Source organism: Candidatus Tenderia electrophaga, from assembly GCA_001447805.1.
Classification (GTDB): domain Bacteria; phylum Pseudomonadota; class Gammaproteobacteria; order Tenderiales; family Tenderiaceae; genus Tenderia; species Tenderia electrophaga.
Map to the genome: position 1 here is coordinate 2,429,992 of CP013099.1, position 14,310 is coordinate 2,444,301.

A 14,310-nucleotide genomic window follows, 5' to 3' on the forward strand; every position below is an offset into this window, starting at 1 on the left:
ACGATTCTCCAATTTTCAATGATTCCGCGCAACTCCCCTGAATCGAATCCGGGAACCGACACAACCTTCACAATCCGAAGCGAGGCCAGCGAAGAGCTTGCCAAGCAAAAGTGAACCAGAGAAAGGACCGTGACTACTGTTCCATCCTGCGGAGAAGCCGAAGTACCTGCATTGACAGAGGTTTGGGAATTACTAGTTCTCCGGATTTGATCTTGGGCATACACACGTCGAGCACAGAAAGAAAGTCGTTCTTCAGAGTGATGTCAGTGTGCTGCTCATGGAGATGGCGCAGTGCATTGCCATGGCACTTTCGGAGCTTCTCGCCACTTCCGCACGGACACGGGTGATGACCCCGATAGCCATGCTCATAAAGAAAGGAAACGACAGTCAGTGCGGCTACTTCATCGGCCAATCCAAGCGTGTCTAGGTAGTGCCGCACGATTCCTTCCGTGCCGTGCTCTGACTCTTCGAATGGGTGCGCACCGTATATCTTCCAATGACAATACCCGAAAAGATACGGTATGACGAGTTTGTTTATGAAACCCAAAAGCGAGGGCTGTTCCAGGAATACGCGGCGTTCCTCGATCGGAACAGCAAGACACAGAGTTCCGTCCTTATAGACGTGATCATAATCGCTATCTATTTTCCCACCGGTTTCACGTACCCGCGGTAGGTGCTTGGGGTAGATATCGGGGATGCTGAGTTCGATCTCGAAGCATTCGGTGATCGGGCTATACCCATCAGCTGATGCCTCGAAAGATAATGGACCCGACAGGACCGTCTCATTTCCTGCCGCCGCGACCTTCGTCAGCTCGTTGTGAACCTGCTGTAGTTCGGCAATCTCAGTGACAAGCTCTTTCCTCATTCAGGCCCTCCAGGGTTTGGCAGCTCCTGAGATATGGATTTTGGGAGTACTGACTACGGCCGCCTCGACGGGTGCAATTAGATCGAGATGACTGGCAGTGGCCACCGCGCCGAGTACTGCGGTGAGGCGTTTGCGCAAGACATCCGGGCGCGTCTCGTCGAGAATGTTAAGAAGATCCTCTTTGAGTGCAGCCACCCATGAGAAGAAGGCCCTCGCCCGCGCATGGTTGTCCTCGTGCCAGCGGTCAGCGAAATTCTCCTCCGGGTTCACCGGATTACCGATATACCATCCACCGTCCGGTGTACGCTTGATTGGGCTGTAGGGGACTTTGCTTCTGTCAACGATCCCGTTTTCAACGAGAACCGAGTGCGCATGCAGCTTGTTGACGATGCCGCTGAGCGCAGTATAGATGTCCGAGTCATCCTGGTAAAATTGTGCGGCGAGTGTCGTGATAATGATCGAGATCGGCGCGTAACCGTTATAGCGTGCGTTGTTGAACTTTATATCACGGTGACGCTTCATAAGTTGGATCGACCTCTGAAGTGGCGTACGTACGAGTAGGTCAGGCACGTCGTCAACACGCGCATAGATATCAGGCGCCCGCACCTGTAACGCCCGCTTCTGCTCGCTCAGAGAGAATTCGAAAGCAGCCTGATTCTGGCTGTCGAACCAGAGGCCATAGCCTTTCGGATTGCTCGCAGACCAATCGTATGTGCCGTTCTTCTTGTTTGTGATCGCGATTGAAGTATCCAGGAGTCCGCTCGGATTCGAAATGCAAGGCAGAACATCCAGATGAAAGCCTACATCATCCTGCTCTGCGTATTCGAGCGTCCAGCACCGCTTGCCTTCCTCGTCGAGTAACCTTCGGTAGGTACCGTGCTCACACAGGCGGTCACCGACCATCTTCTTCATGGTGCCAGGGTCCGTGCGATGTTTCTCAATCGGAAACTCGCTGACAAGGTCGATATCGTAACTGGCTTCGACACCGCCTCTGATCGGTCTGACGACGGTCCCCAGGCGAAATGAGCCTTGCGGGTAGATACTCAACTCGCCGGAACACCCCGGATAATTACCATCCTCTAGCCAGCGGCCAACGGCCTGATAGCGTTCCACCGCGTCCTGGTACTTGCCTGGCGAAATATCGATATCCTCCGCGACCTTCTGCAGGAATCTGGAATACTTGCTTCTGTCTACTGTCATGACGATGCCTCGTTGATTTTATAGACCGGCGTGAACCCTTCCGCCGACTGCTGAAAGAATACGGGTTCGAGAACAGGTTGCCGATCGCGAGCCTTCGTGTGCCCAAGCCCTTTTAGATCCTGAATGACCCGCGTGTCATCCATCTTGTACGCGTTGTACGGGACCGCATGATTGATCCGATAAATGGCAGTGCGGTCGTGCTCATGGCCCGTAATCAACTTGGCGATGCCCATCGCCCCGTGCGACTGGCCGTCCATGAACAGCTTGACGATCTTCGAACCGAGCGTGCCAAGCCCGGCCCATTTTGGGATAGTGTAGGTTTCCTCCAGGCAACCGAGGCTGAGGATGTGAAGTGACTCACGGGGCCATCCAAGCACGGTCACGGCTTCAACGGCCGCGATCGCAATCGGATTGTTGGCCCAGATTCCGCCGTCAAGAAGCCCGACATCATGCTGGGTGATATGGTGCCGGAAGTAGGTCGGCGCAGCGGATGTTGCGAGGGCGGCGTCCACGGCCAGAGATCGGTAGTCGGTTTTCAGACGGATGTGGTGCGCAGTCTTGTAGATATAAACGCACTGCGCGACCGGGTTCCACGCCGGTACGATGAGCCGGGTCCTCGCTTCGCCGATACGCCGTTCACCAAGGACTTCTTCAAGAACAGCTCGCAGGGCATCGGAATCGTGTTTGCGCCGATAGAGCCGGCGAAGCCCACGCAATTTCCTGTTAGCAAAATTGACAAGCGGCCCATGGTTCTCGCCGAAGATTTCGGGGCCACGCTTTTCGTAGAGATCAAGCAGGTCTGATGCGGAAAGACCCATCGCGAGGCCAATGGCGAGAATGCCGCCCGTCGATGTGCCCGCAATCAGGTCAAAATACGAACCGATAGGGTGGTCAAGATGCTGCTCCAGCTCTGCGAGAAAGGCCGCTGGGAACGTGCCGAGGATGCCGCCGCCGTCGATACAGAGAATGCGGCGTGGCGGCTGTTCAGATTCGTATTCGGTCTCGGTCAATGCCCTTACCTTCTCTTTGTTCTGGTCGAGTTCGCGAGAACGTACCGCTGATTCCGATCCAAGGTCGGGGGTAACGGTTCGTCCTTTACGACGGTGCGCTCCAGCCCCTTCCCGCCTTGCGGACAGACAGTCTGGTACTGGCCAGAACGTGGTGCCTTTTCTCCAGGTTTCCAAGGTTTATCGCTCATGATTTCTACTTCCCATACCATAAAGAGGTTGTCAAAAGCCGGTCTATTCGCTAAAGTGTTGACTGAATTTAACACACCAACTTGTGATTCATAAACTAGTAATATGTGTTATTTCATATATTTATAATATTGTGTTGTCTGTATAGACAACATATTAATGCAGATTCATAGTACCGTCAAGGGGGGGAGTGAATGTCTTTTGGTTACGCGTTAAGCAAGTTCCGTGAGGCGCGAGGCTTGAGCCTTCGTGAGTTCGGCAAGCTGTGTGGGATAGACCACGCCTATATTCACCGGCTGGAAAAGGATGAGAAGACCGCGCCATCGGATGAAGTCGTCGAGTCCTTTGTGCGCACACTGAAACTCACCCCTCGCCGCGCGCGCCTATTGCGTCAGCTTGTCGGTAAGGCAGTGAACGAACAGCTTATTGATGTATTTATCGAAGATGAGGACCGACCCTTGGAGCTGCTGGACCCCCTGGCGCAGATGAGCTTCCGGGGCAAGCGTCCTGAGACCCACGATGACTGGCGAAAAACGGCTGACCGGCTCAACGCGTTCCTGGAGGAAGAAAAGGACTGAAATGGACGAACTGACCATCACCCTGAAGGCACGCAAGTTCATAAGGGATGCGGGCATTGATGCAGCTCCTGTCGATATCGCCCGTCTGGCCGCTGCCGCGAACGCCACAATCAAGGTCAGCAATGATCTGGATGACGACGAGTCGGGACAGACATTCCCTCTTGGCGGCAAGAACATCATCACAGTGAACGGGAATCACCGGGAAGAGCGCCGACGCTTCACCGTGCTGCATGAGATAGCGCATATCGTTCTCGAACTCCCCTCACAACACCACGGCGCGAACATGACAACGTCCGATCTGATCAGCTACCGTGGGCGCCCCAGAGAAGAGATATTGTGTGATGTTTTCGCGGCTGAATGTCTTCTGCCATACGACCTCTTCAGAAAAGATGTCGAAGCTGTGGACGTGTCTCTGGATGCGGTAAAGAACTTGGCAACCAAATACAAAGCGTCCATGACATCGACAGGGTCGCGCTTCGCAGTAAACTGCAACGAGCCTTGTGCCTTCGTCCTGATCGAGCATGGTAAAACCCGGTATGTATCCAATTCGAAATTCCTTCGCGAGCTTAAGGGGTGGATCAATGTCGGAATTCCAGTGCCGCAGGGTAGCGTGGCGTACCGGCTGCTACATGCCTCGTCGAAAACTGAAGACTATGATGAGATCGCCACGGACACATGGTTTAACAATGGCATAAAGGGGTTTAATCTGCTGTCCGAGGAAGCAATGCTGCTCAGTGAATGGGATCAGTGCCTGTCTCTCATTTGGATCGATGACGACCTGCGTCCGGCAGGATTGGGCGGCGTCCAGGATGCCGATGATAACGAGCTTCTCCTTGAGGAACTGGATGGAATCCTGCCATGGCCGTCCAAACGCAAAAGAAAATAGGAAGGCGTGGGACTAGCATCCGACCGCATTACGTCTGATTGTAGAACTGGTTCAACGGGTCTTATAGTGTCGAAATACCGAGGAAGTTGTTGACACTATGCTTTGCGGTAACATCAAAAGGTAAAATATTCACCGTAGCTCCAGATCCCTTCAGTGTCATCCGAATCGGCATCGTCATTTTCTGCTGCATGGGATAGACCAGAAAAAGGTCCTTTACCCGGTATCTCGACGCATAACTTTCCATTTGATACAGGTCTGCTTGTGAAATTCCTACCTTTTTCTCTCCCTCATCCAGTATTTTCCATTTTGCATCCGCGATTGCGACCACCTGATTATTCCCGTTCAAAAAGGATATGTCAGGCTTCATCATAAAGACATTTTCATCAGTATCTTGGCGCTTGGCGAAATATTTCTGAGGCCCTTGTTCTCTAACCCGAAGTCCTCTACCCCACGCCTTCTTACGCAATTCGCTGCCAACATATGCTTCGAATAACTGGTTCATATCAAACAAGAGCGATACACAGGTTTCCTTTCCCGCCAGGACATCCGGATGAAGCCCTCCTATAAACCATCTGCACTGGTCAAATATCGCCTCATATCTAGCAGTTGAGCGATCAAAACTCAGTGAGTCCAATAACGCGGCATCTGCAGAAGAGTCGCTTATCGGATCAAACCGCATAAGGAGTTCGGCCACTTGGATGCGGGCGCGATTTCCAATCGCTGTTCTTAGCAGAATCTTCAGGACATATTTCAATACCTGGTTGTGAAGGTTGTCCTCGCTTAACTCATCATATTGACAAAAAAGTCGCTCACGATGCGCCAGGTTCTGCTTGAATTGCTGCTCGATTCGTAATCTGCCACGCAATACGTTGAGATTCTCCTTGAGCTCTATATATTTTCGAATCTTCCCCTGCATCAACTGGGCATGTAGTTGGTCGCAAAAATGCAGTATAAACACATCAAGAAGACTGTGTTTCTGGAGCGCAACCCCCGCTGTACCCGCACGACGGAGTTTCAATCGTCGAGCTTTGGAAAGCATGCGTACCAGCGCATACCGACTGGATCCGGCGTCAACCTCAACACCGTAAATCTTGGGAAGAATTTCTATGGACAAATTCCCCAAAGAAATGACGCCACAATAGTGGCCGAATTTGATTTTCTGATTTCCCCAGGACCATGCTTTTGCTGGCAGCTCTTTTTCGAGTCTTGCGAGTGCGTCCGCATGCGCATACTCGAGCGCCTTCTGGCCGCGCACCCGAGACCGCAGAATTGGGATCGACTCATGCTCGATGACCGTCAACACCTCCACTATCAGGCACTCTCTTCGTACACTTTTCTAACTGCATCGGGCGTGATCTCATCGGGATCTACAACCCGGTATTCCGTCAGGTCATCGAAGTCGTCATGATCGAAACCAAGCACCTCTTCTTCGTTTAGCGTGTCATGGCATACAATTTGAGGCTCCAGTTTTTCTCCTGCCGGCCCTACATCACGGAATACTAACTGGACCCGGTGCCAGTCCTCATAAAAGTATTCCTGAAGTAGAGGGATCACCTGGTTAAACAACACCTCCTTGAGCCCAATAAAATCACGCACATTGATGAAATACGCGTGCCCAAGCGTCATATCTCTGTTTAGCAAGAAACGGATACGACGATTCATGGCCTCCAACAACGCGCGCAAATTGATTACGCCGCCTTCGCCATCTTCGATATAACCATCACCACGTGAGCCGCTGATCACGCCCGCATCCGGCATTAACTCTTTGAATTGGAAACGGCGGCGTAACGCGGTATCCAGCAGAGCAATTGAGCGATCCGCCGTATTCATTGTCCCGTAGACGTCCAGATTACCCGGTACGCCAAATCTCACCCCAGAATAAGGCAGAGTCAATTCCATCCCTGCCTTTAGATATCCGCCGTCACTGTATATCGCTCTTTTGTCTGTTTCGATCAGAGTAATCAGCTCACCAAATATCTTGGCAATATTTCCTCGATTAATCTCATCAATAAAAATCCCATATCGTTGGCCGGGATCTGCTTTTGCCCTTTGGCAGATTCGCTTGAACACGCCAGGTACAACCTGATACCCAATATCTCCAGTCTCTTCATCCTGGATGGGCCTTATGCCTTCAACAAAATCTTCGTAGCTGTAGGCCTGATGAAAAGTCACAAACTCGAATCTTTGATGGGATACTTCTTGTTTTGGGCCAGTTTTCCAGTTTTTTGCGAGTTCTATCTGTTCTGCACATTCTTCTTCCCAATCATCTACAAGAGACCACACGCTATTTGGTTTCTTATCGAACACAAGGGGCACACTACGGTTCTTGTACTGGACGGTGCTGGAGTTCTCCCACGTATGCGCCTGAAGATTCGCCCATATTGTTTGCGCGATGTTCCGATCACGCCCCATGGCCTTTGCCTTCAACTGAACATATTCATGATTCAAAATCGCGTTGACTTTGCCCTCCCCGCCAAGGTCGTATACTGCCGCGAAGATGACGTCGAACCACCTCGCATCCAGCAGTTCCTGAATCAACCATGCTTCGCGGCCCAGGGTCTGCTTCCTGCTCGAATATTTTTCAACCAACCTGTTGAGCTGGTAGGTCTTTCCAGTTCCAGGAGGACCGTACAGGATTAGATTTATCGCATCTGCTATTTTGCCGTTCACCTTCTTTTTCTCAGGCGTCATTGCCGCCTCTACTACTTTTTCCCATACTTTCTCAAGTATCCCGGCCGATCGCTGTTTGATCTCAATACCGGAGGACTGCGGCGACCATTCTTGCTTGTCGACCTTAATTCGCTCCAAATCAGATTCAGTTATGTACGGATCATTCTGTAGCGGATCCTGAATCCGTGAGAACGCCACATCCACGTAGCGACGTACCTCGCCTTTCTCTGCCTTCTCCTCATCCCAATGGGGCGCCTCGTAGGGTTCAGACACAACATTACCAATGGCTATGATACCCTTGGGCGGCTCCCCTGCTCTCACCAGAAACGCCTTGTCACCCGTGCTAACGTCCTGATTCGCACATGCCCACCGGTGTGTCACGGTTTTCCCTTCATGCGTCGCTGCTCTATCATCAGCCAGCGAATCCCACACCCAGTTCTTGGGATTCCAGCTAAACAACCAAGTCCTGATCTTCGAATCACCCCAAAGATCCCGAAGCGGGGTAACATAAAAGTCCAACTCGTTAGTGCCATACTCATCCTCTTTCTGCTTCCGTATTTCGATAAGATTCCGATCGATCTCCAATGCCGATAGCCCTCTAATCTGCGCTGCAGTCTTTCCGGAAAATGTCCTGACGATTCTCCTTCGGTCTGTCCCACCGAATATCCGTTCAAAGTCATCAGGAAAAAGTAAAAACAGGAGCATATGGCGCAATTGCCTGGCGTCGCATTCCGGTACCTGCTCAATCCACTGAGCGAACCCCCATCCATCAGAGAGGAGCTTGTCTCGCTCCGATTCAATAAGACGCTTGAAGGCAATTACTGTGCGGATGAAGAACACCAACTCCCGCCAGCGGTTGGTATTATAACTTGTACCGGCGCTGCCTACCCCACCAAGAACATCGTCAGCCACCCAAGCTGAATCCTGAGGAAATGGTTCACCCGACCATTCCCAGATACTCTTAATACCCTCACGCTTTTTTGATTCGCCGATATTGCTCGGGCACAGGAGCATTAACCACAGCATCTCTGCTGCGAGTTGCTTCACCCGGGACTCAGTCGGTTCAAGCTGAGCTTCCAATTTTTCGTAGAAATTTCCTTCACCTTCATCCGGCTGGTTTACAAAGTGCTGATCCAGTGCCTCAAGGTTAGGCAATGTCCATACTTCGCCCTGCTCGAACACTGAACTATCCGACCGCAATGCCACTTCTTTCCAATGTTGAGCCGCATGGAGTATTGGCTCGACTATTTTCTCTCCGCAGTACCGGCTCATACAGACCCTCCTGTTGTGTCAGATACCCGACCTGTTCCTGGTTCCATTTCTGTACTCCTTGTGAGCGATGCATTCAACTGTCGCATACTAGGCATCATGCTTGGTTGCATCGCAGACTTTGCGACTGACATCTGACGACGAGACCACATAGACTACGGATTTCGCACGGGATAGCCCCACGTACAGCAACTCTTGTTCCCGGTCTAAATCCAGAGTATCCAGCCCCCACAGAAATACTATCGGCGACTCCAGCCCCTTGAACCGCTTCACAGTATCAAGCAGTACTGCTTCCTCTCGCGTAACGCCTTCAACTGCCCATTGGCTAGGTCGAGGAAGCGGCCGCCCAAGAAGTTCGTCATAGTATTCCTGTTTACGTAACCCATCGGCCACAAGCACGACTATATCGCCAGGGACAACTTTCTCTTTTGCTATCAATTCCACTATCTTTGAATGTAATCGAGTTGCCTGAGCGTCATGACGCAGGGCTTCAATCAACTGGATCTCTTCTCCAGCTATCCCAGACGGCACAACTGGTTCTCCCTTGTAATATTGGTATGCCGCATCATGAATCTGATCAGTGTTTCGACAATTGGTTACCAACAAATAGGATTCGTTCTTGATTGGAAATGAGCGCGCTCTTGAATAGATATTCTGATTGTCATCAAAGAATATATAGAGCGGACTCGTTTCATAATCTGCCAACAACATTTCAATCGGGAACCAATATTCTTCCCTGAAATCCTGACCTTCGTCACAAACAATTGCATCATACTGGTTCGGCACAACATCCAGTGAGTAACTGAGAGCAGCTGGGTATTGAACATCAAACAAATCCATTCCAGGGTATGTTTTTTTCGCCTCATCAAGCATCTCACGACCACTCTGCTCTCCCGCCATTTTGACGCGCAAATAACAAAGTTGATGAAAACTCATTACGTCCAGATTTTCGACGGCCCCGCAGACATCTGAAAGATGATCGGCCAACTGTCGGTTATAGCAGGTAAGAAGTGTGTTAAACCCCTCAGATGCAAGCCTTTTCGCCTTCTCGACTGCCAACACCGTTTTTCCTGTTCCTGCACCACCACTGATCGATACCCGGCGCTGGGTTCTGAGAACATCCAGCACGCGGATCTGATCTTGCGTGAGCCTGAGGCGCTGTTCTTCTTGATCCCTAATCCGCGCTGAGATAAGCGGAGATACTTCAAACGAATGCGCGAAGGTATTCTTAATAATCTCCATACCCCGTGGGCCAATTGGGTTTGCGCTGTTATCGTTACTTGACCAGTACTCCAATGCCGCCCCTACCCATTCACGAATATTCCTCAGATCATCTGTGATACCGATGAGGCACCCTGGAAGATCTGCCCGTACAATCGGCGCAGCTTCGTTAATATCCGGAAAAAATACGGCATGCCCGCAAGCAATGCGGCCAGGGCCATGTAGACCCCATCGCGGGTTCTCCCTTAGCTTTGTCAGGATCGAATACTTTGCACGCAATGCCTGCTCAACAGGGTTTTTTATTTCATGTTTAACGTTGTGACGATCAATGGAGTACCAGTGTCCTGTGTTACCTTCAAAGCACACGCCCCCACCCTTCACCTCGACGCAAAGGTAGCCATGCTCAGGATGGGCAATCAGAAAATCCGCTTCACCATCTCGAGCCTGATCATCTTCCCTGCGAAGGATCCAGTTCACCTGGAACAGCACGAGGTATGCTTCAGGCAATAGACCTCGTAGAGCCCGATAGAGTTTGGCCTCCGCTGCCGATTCCAGTCGATCGATTTCCCGCTCGCTGAGCTTAGGGATCATCTGGCCCATTGTCTTCCTCAATAACCGTCATCGTTTTTAAGTTAAGAGGCATGTATTTTTTGCCCCTGGTTCCCCCAAAATCGACAAGCAGCGATATGGTCTGACCTCTTTTCTCCACTTTCTCGATGACAGCCTCACCGAGATTCATACAGTTTATCCTTGTTCCAACTATGTAACGCAATGTGGGATCCGCTGCTTCGTCAACAGCGACCTTCCGCCACTCGCCATCAAACATATATGAGTCAACCTTCATCGCCGGACTCTGAATGGCATGAATTCGGGCACAGGTTTCGTCGAGTGCGTGCTCTACAACATACAACCAGTACTTATCGCCATAATTCTGTGCTTCGCTAAACGGGTTTTACCCCGATTTCACGGACACATCTAAAAAGGTTAATAATAGCCGAGGAGGTGTGTCATGCCAAAACGAAGGAAATACTCTACGGAGTTTAAACACGAAGCCGTTGAGATGGCGAGAACCAGTGAAGTATCCATCAGTCAGGTGGCCCGAGAGCTGGGAATTGAGCCGAATATGCTAAGTCGCTGGTGCCGAGAGTCGGTGAATGCAGGCCCCAAGGCCTTTCAAGGCCAAGGCAAGCCCAGAGATGAAGAACTGGCGTCACTGAAGCGCGAACTGGCGAGGGTGAAGAAGGAGCGGGATTTTTTGCAAGAAGCGGCGGCGTTCTTCGCGAAAACGTCGAAATGAGATATCGAATGATCGAGCGCTGCCGCGATGCTTTTCCAATTCGTCTGATGTGCCGTTGTCTCAAAGTCTCGTCCAGTGGGTATTATGATTGGCAGGGTCGTGCCCCCAGCGCCCGCAGCCAGGCGAATGAGCGGTTACTGAAGAAGATACACCGTATTCATGAGGAAAGTGATGGTGTCATGGGGTCACCACGGATCTGGGAAGAACTGCGCTATGAAGGCGCCCTGTGCAGTATCAACCGTGTTGCCCGCTTGATGCGGATCAATGGCATACAGGGCATTCCACAGAAGAAACGCTGGCATAGAAAGGGCGCAACTCACCGACCGATGGGTGTGCAGAATTACCTGCAGCGTGATTTTAATGCGAACGAGCCGAACACCAAGTGGGTCACTGACATTACATTTATTGAGACAGCCGAAGGCTGGCTCTATCTGAGTGCCGTGAAGGATCTATACTCGGACATGATCGTCGGTTGGTCAATGAGTCATCGTCAGACCCGGGAACTGGTATTGCAGGCCGTGCTGATGGCGCTGTGGCAACGGGAAGATCGAACACCGGTGATCTTGCATTCGGATCGAGGCTGCCAATTCACCAGTGGGGAGTATCAGCGCTTTCTGAAGGGTCATAATCTCATCTGTAGCATGAGTGCCGTGGGAACTTGTGCCGATAATGCCTCGATGGAAGGATTCTTCGGAATGCTCAAACGCGAACGGGTGAATCGGCGCATCTACCAGACACGTGCCGAAGCCAGAGCGGATGTTTTTGACTATATCGAGCGGTTTCATAATCCCAGACGTAGACGACGGCTTGAAACTTCTAAACAGGACAATTTATGCTTAACTCAACCGTCCGTGGAAACGGGGTAAAACCCGTCCTCCCCTGATTTATCAAACCCGAGCTTTTCGAATACCCGCTGAGCAATGATGCTGTCTGTTAAATACCCTTCCCTTGCATTTTGCACTGCTGCCAGCAACGCACCTCGGAGCAGCAAAATCTGTATAAAATCATTAAAATGGCCAGCTTGAAGCGAGGCATCCTGCCTGTTATCGGAGAATCCGAGTAACTTTTTTGCATCCTCTTCCAGATCCGTGTCCCGTTCGAGCATATAGCGCAGCGCTGATATCGTAAGCACTGTTGTGGCAGAAGAACGCCCTTCCCCGCTCAGACCGGTGACGCGGTTTGCGTCACGACCTCTGGCCGCATAGGAGACACCACAGCTTAAACAAAAGCGAAAACTTCCAGGAATAAACCAACCATGCTCTCCATCATGAGAGCAATGCCCGTTAGGCTCGGCGTATGTGCGCTGCGGGCAATATTTCTTGAAATTGCCTTTTACCCTGTAGTCACCTTTTTTAACCTCCAGCCAGTTTTCCGGATATTTTTCCGGATCAGCATCATCCCACTGCTGGCCTGAATCGAACATAAAAAAGCCAAAGTTTGTATCCTCATCATCATGGCTGCGCTCGTCGATATCACGAGGACTGATTTCGGTTTCGCCATGCTCACTAACGTGCCAGACAGGGTAGTACTCCTGACCGCACTGACGACAAAAATGTACGCCGAAGTATTTTTTTTCTCTATTTTCCCCTGGGGCGAATTGTTGCCCAGTCAAATCGAACTGACGCTTATTCTCCGGTTCTAGTGTTGCGTAGAGTGTATTTGCACCAGAAATAAATTGGTGGAGGCGGAATGCAAACAGGGGTTTGTTTTTGCTGTCCCGGCATTGATATGCGGTTAAAAGGAACTCCCTCAAATATTCTTCGCACTGTTGCTCATCAAGCCCAGAGTCATTAGCAAGCCGCTTTGCCGCATCTTTAATTGTCTGCGGCCGGGCTCTGACCCATCGGCCTTCCTCCTTGGCCAGTCCCAAGGACAGTTCTATCCACCCTGATACTGGATGCTCTCTTAACGCCTTAAAATCTGTATTTGAGGGAAACCCTGATTTGATGGCATCGGCCAGAACGGCTCCGACTGGTTTTCCCGAATGGGGTGTCTGCCGTTGCAGAGTCTCTGTTACGATGTTTTCCGCTTTAACCTGGGTTCCGAACAGTTTGCTCGCAACCTCGGATACGGCCTCATTTCGCGCCTGCAGAGTCCCTTCACTGGCCATAGTGGCAGACGTACCAATGCACAGAACATTCGAATTCAGTCTCTCCCGGACGCGCCGCACCAGCATTGCAACATCGGCACCCTGGCGTCCTCGATAGGTATGCAGCTCATCCAGCACCAAGTACTTGAGCCCCTTGGCTGCTTGCATTACTGTGCGATCGAGATCATCCTGCCGCGTCATTAGAAGTTCCAACATCATATAGTTCGTCAATATGATGTCAGGAGGTATCGCAGCCATCATCTGACGTTCTTCCTGGGATTCCTGACCTGTATAGCGGCCATAAGTAACCGGTTTCGATTCGCCATAATGCCCGAGGAATTTATCCAGCTCTTCTAACTGGCTGTTAACCAGCGCATTCATCGGATAGATGATGATGGCCTTTATTGCCGGAGATTGGGTTCCTTTAGACTTCAGGATATGATCGACTATTGGAAGAATGTAACTTAGAGATTTACCAGAACCGGTACCGGTAGTGAGAACATAACTCTCGTCCCGCTGCGCGATATCTATGGCATCTTGCTGGTGTCTGTGGAGCTGTGCAGAAAACCCTGGATTACTGCCCTCGCGCCCAAATCTGAATATGTCCTGACATGTTGAATGCAGCTTTCCTGCATTTACCATTTGCTCGATATTTTGGCCAGACACATATGCAGGATTTAGTTGAACCAACGGTGCTGGCCAGTAATGTCCTGAGTCATACCGATTGGTAACAAACTCCCGGATATCGTCAGCTTTTATCTTGGTAAAGCTAGTGGTGAAAGACCTGTAATCGGCAACGATTCTGTCGCGGTATTTGAAGACGTCCATTCCTAGCCTTCCTTGCTTCTGTCGGTATTGTCAGTATTAGTTCGTACCCAATTGTCGACTTCGTCCTTTCTGAATTTCCAGAGACGACCTACCTTGTGGGCAGGCATATTCTTACGTTCTATCCATTTATAAATGGTGTCACGCTTGACCCCGAGATGGGTTGCGATTTCGTCCACCGAAAGCCAACGATCATCAGTCATCGCCTAGCACT

Annotated in this window: 13 protein-coding genes; 4 read left to right on the plus strand and 9 right to left on the minus strand. The window is 50.9% G+C overall.

What is annotated here, in order from left to right; translation table 11 throughout:
• Nucleotides 1-133 precede the first annotated feature (133 nt).
• Genes Tel_11140 through Tel_11150 form a run of 3 tightly spaced genes read right to left on the minus strand, consistent with a single transcriptional unit; the run spans nt 134 to nt 3,075 of the window.
• On the minus strand, nt 134-865 hold the full coding sequence (locus tag Tel_11140) for a hypothetical protein (protein ID ALP53642.1): 732 nt from the start codon (nt 863-865) through the stop codon (nt 134-136).
• Nucleotides 866-2,065, minus strand: a complete 1,200-nt coding sequence (locus tag Tel_11145; protein ID ALP53643.1) for a hypothetical protein — start codon at nt 2,063-2,065, stop codon at nt 866-868.
• On the minus strand, nt 2,062-3,075 hold the full coding sequence (locus Tel_11150; GenBank protein ALP53644.1) for a patatin: 1,014 nt from the start codon (nt 3,073-3,075) through the stop codon (nt 2,062-2,064). The genes Tel_11145 and Tel_11150 overlap by 4 nt, the downstream gene beginning before the upstream one ends.
• 380 nt (nt 3,076-3,455) lie before the next feature.
• Between Tel_11150 and Tel_11155 the strand changes: the two genes are divergently transcribed.
• Nucleotides 3,456-3,839, plus strand: coding sequence for a hypothetical protein (locus Tel_11155; GenBank protein ALP53645.1), 384 nt, complete (start codon nt 3,456-3,458; stop codon nt 3,837-3,839).
• A 1-nt stretch (nt 3,840) separates the two neighbouring features.
• Nucleotides 3,841-4,725: a hypothetical protein gene (locus Tel_11160; protein ALP53646.1), complete on the plus strand. Its 885-nt coding sequence runs from the start codon at nt 3,841-3,843 to the stop codon at nt 4,723-4,725.
• A 61-nt stretch (nt 4,726-4,786) separates the two neighbouring features.
• Here Tel_11160 and Tel_11165 read toward each other — a convergent pair whose 3' ends face one another.
• The 4 genes from Tel_11165 to Tel_11180 all read right to left on the minus strand — a co-directional run bounded on the left by Tel_11165 (nt 4,787) and on the right by Tel_11180 (nt 10,729).
• Nucleotides 4,787-6,034 (minus strand): hypothetical protein, encoded by a 1,248-nt coding sequence (locus tag Tel_11165; protein ID ALP53647.1) that lies wholly within the window; start codon nt 6,032-6,034, stop codon nt 4,787-4,789.
• A gap of 2 nt (nt 6,035-6,036) precedes the next feature.
• Nucleotides 6,037-8,667: a hypothetical protein gene (locus Tel_11170; protein ALP53648.1), complete on the minus strand. Its 2,631-nt coding sequence runs from the start codon at nt 8,665-8,667 to the stop codon at nt 6,037-6,039.
• An 87-nt stretch (nt 8,668-8,754) separates the two neighbouring features.
• The gene (locus Tel_11175; protein ALP53649.1) at nt 8,755-10,485 is read right to left on the minus strand and encodes a hypothetical protein; all 1,731 of its coding nucleotides are present in this window, start codon (nt 10,483-10,485) and stop codon (nt 8,755-8,757) included.
• The gene (locus Tel_11180) at nt 10,466-10,729 is read right to left on the minus strand and encodes a hypothetical protein (protein ID ALP53650.1); all 264 of its coding nucleotides are present in this window, start codon (nt 10,727-10,729) and stop codon (nt 10,466-10,468) included. Before Tel_11180 ends, Tel_11175 begins: the two co-directional genes overlap by 20 nt.
• A 165-nt stretch (nt 10,730-10,894) precedes the next feature.
• Here Tel_11180 and Tel_11185 point away from each other — a divergent pair, with 165 nt between their 5' ends.
• Nucleotides 10,895-11,182 (plus strand): transposase, encoded by a 288-nt coding sequence (locus Tel_11185; GenBank protein ALP53651.1) that lies wholly within the window; start codon nt 10,895-10,897, stop codon nt 11,180-11,182.
• Nucleotides 11,183-11,190: 8 nt separating this feature from the next.
• Nucleotides 11,191-12,048 (plus strand): transposase, encoded by an 858-nt coding sequence (locus tag Tel_11190; protein ALP53652.1) that lies wholly within the window; start codon nt 11,191-11,193, stop codon nt 12,046-12,048.
• Here Tel_11190 and Tel_11195 read toward each other — a convergent pair.
• Both Tel_11195 and Tel_11200 read right to left on the minus strand, forming a co-directional pair.
• Nucleotides 12,024-14,099 carry a hypothetical protein gene (locus Tel_11195; GenBank protein ALP53653.1) on the minus strand — a complete coding sequence of 692 codons (2,076 nt, stop codon included), beginning with the start codon at nt 14,097-14,099 and terminating at the stop codon, nt 12,024-12,026. The genes Tel_11190 and Tel_11195 overlap by 25 nt on opposite strands.
• Before the next feature lie 2 nt (nt 14,100-14,101).
• On the minus strand, nt 14,102-14,299 hold the full coding sequence (locus Tel_11200) for a transcriptional regulator (protein ALP53654.1): 198 nt from the start codon (nt 14,297-14,299) through the stop codon (nt 14,102-14,104).
• Nucleotides 14,300-14,310: the final 11 nt, after the last annotated feature.

Excerpts from the sequence above, each read along its gene's own strand:
- Tel_11180 (ALP53650.1), bottom strand. The coding sequence starts at position 10,729 with ATGAAGGTTGACTCATATATGTTTGATGGCGAGTGGCGGAAGGTCGCT.
- Tel_11195 (ALP53653.1), bottom strand. The coding sequence starts at position 14,099 with ATGGACGTCTTCAAATACCGCGACAGAATCGTTGCCGATTACAGGTCT.
- Tel_11160 (ALP53646.1), top strand. The coding sequence starts at position 3,841 with ATGGACGAACTGACCATCACCCTGAAGGCACGCAAGTTCATAAGGGAT.
- Tel_11145 (ALP53643.1), bottom strand. The coding sequence starts at position 2,065 with ATGACAGTAGACAGAAGCAAGTATTCCAGATTCCTGCAGAAGGTCGCG.
- Tel_11175 (ALP53649.1), bottom strand. The coding sequence starts at position 10,485 with ATGGGCCAGATGATCCCTAAGCTCAGCGAGCGGGAAATCGATCGACTG.
- Tel_11185 (ALP53651.1), top strand. The coding sequence starts at position 10,895 with ATGCCAAAACGAAGGAAATACTCTACGGAGTTTAAACACGAAGCCGTT.
- Tel_11155 (ALP53645.1), top strand. The coding sequence starts at position 3,456 with ATGTCTTTTGGTTACGCGTTAAGCAAGTTCCGTGAGGCGCGAGGCTTG.
- Tel_11140 (ALP53642.1), bottom strand. The coding sequence starts at position 865 with ATGAGGAAAGAGCTTGTCACTGAGATTGCCGAACTACAGCAGGTTCAC.
- Tel_11190 (ALP53652.1), top strand. The coding sequence starts at position 11,191 with ATGATCGAGCGCTGCCGCGATGCTTTTCCAATTCGTCTGATGTGCCGT.
- Tel_11170 (ALP53648.1), bottom strand. The coding sequence starts at position 8,667 with ATGAGCCGGTACTGCGGAGAGAAAATAGTCGAGCCAATACTCCATGCG.
- Tel_11200 (ALP53654.1), bottom strand. The coding sequence starts at position 14,299 with ATGACTGATGATCGTTGGCTTTCGGTGGACGAAATCGCAACCCATCTC.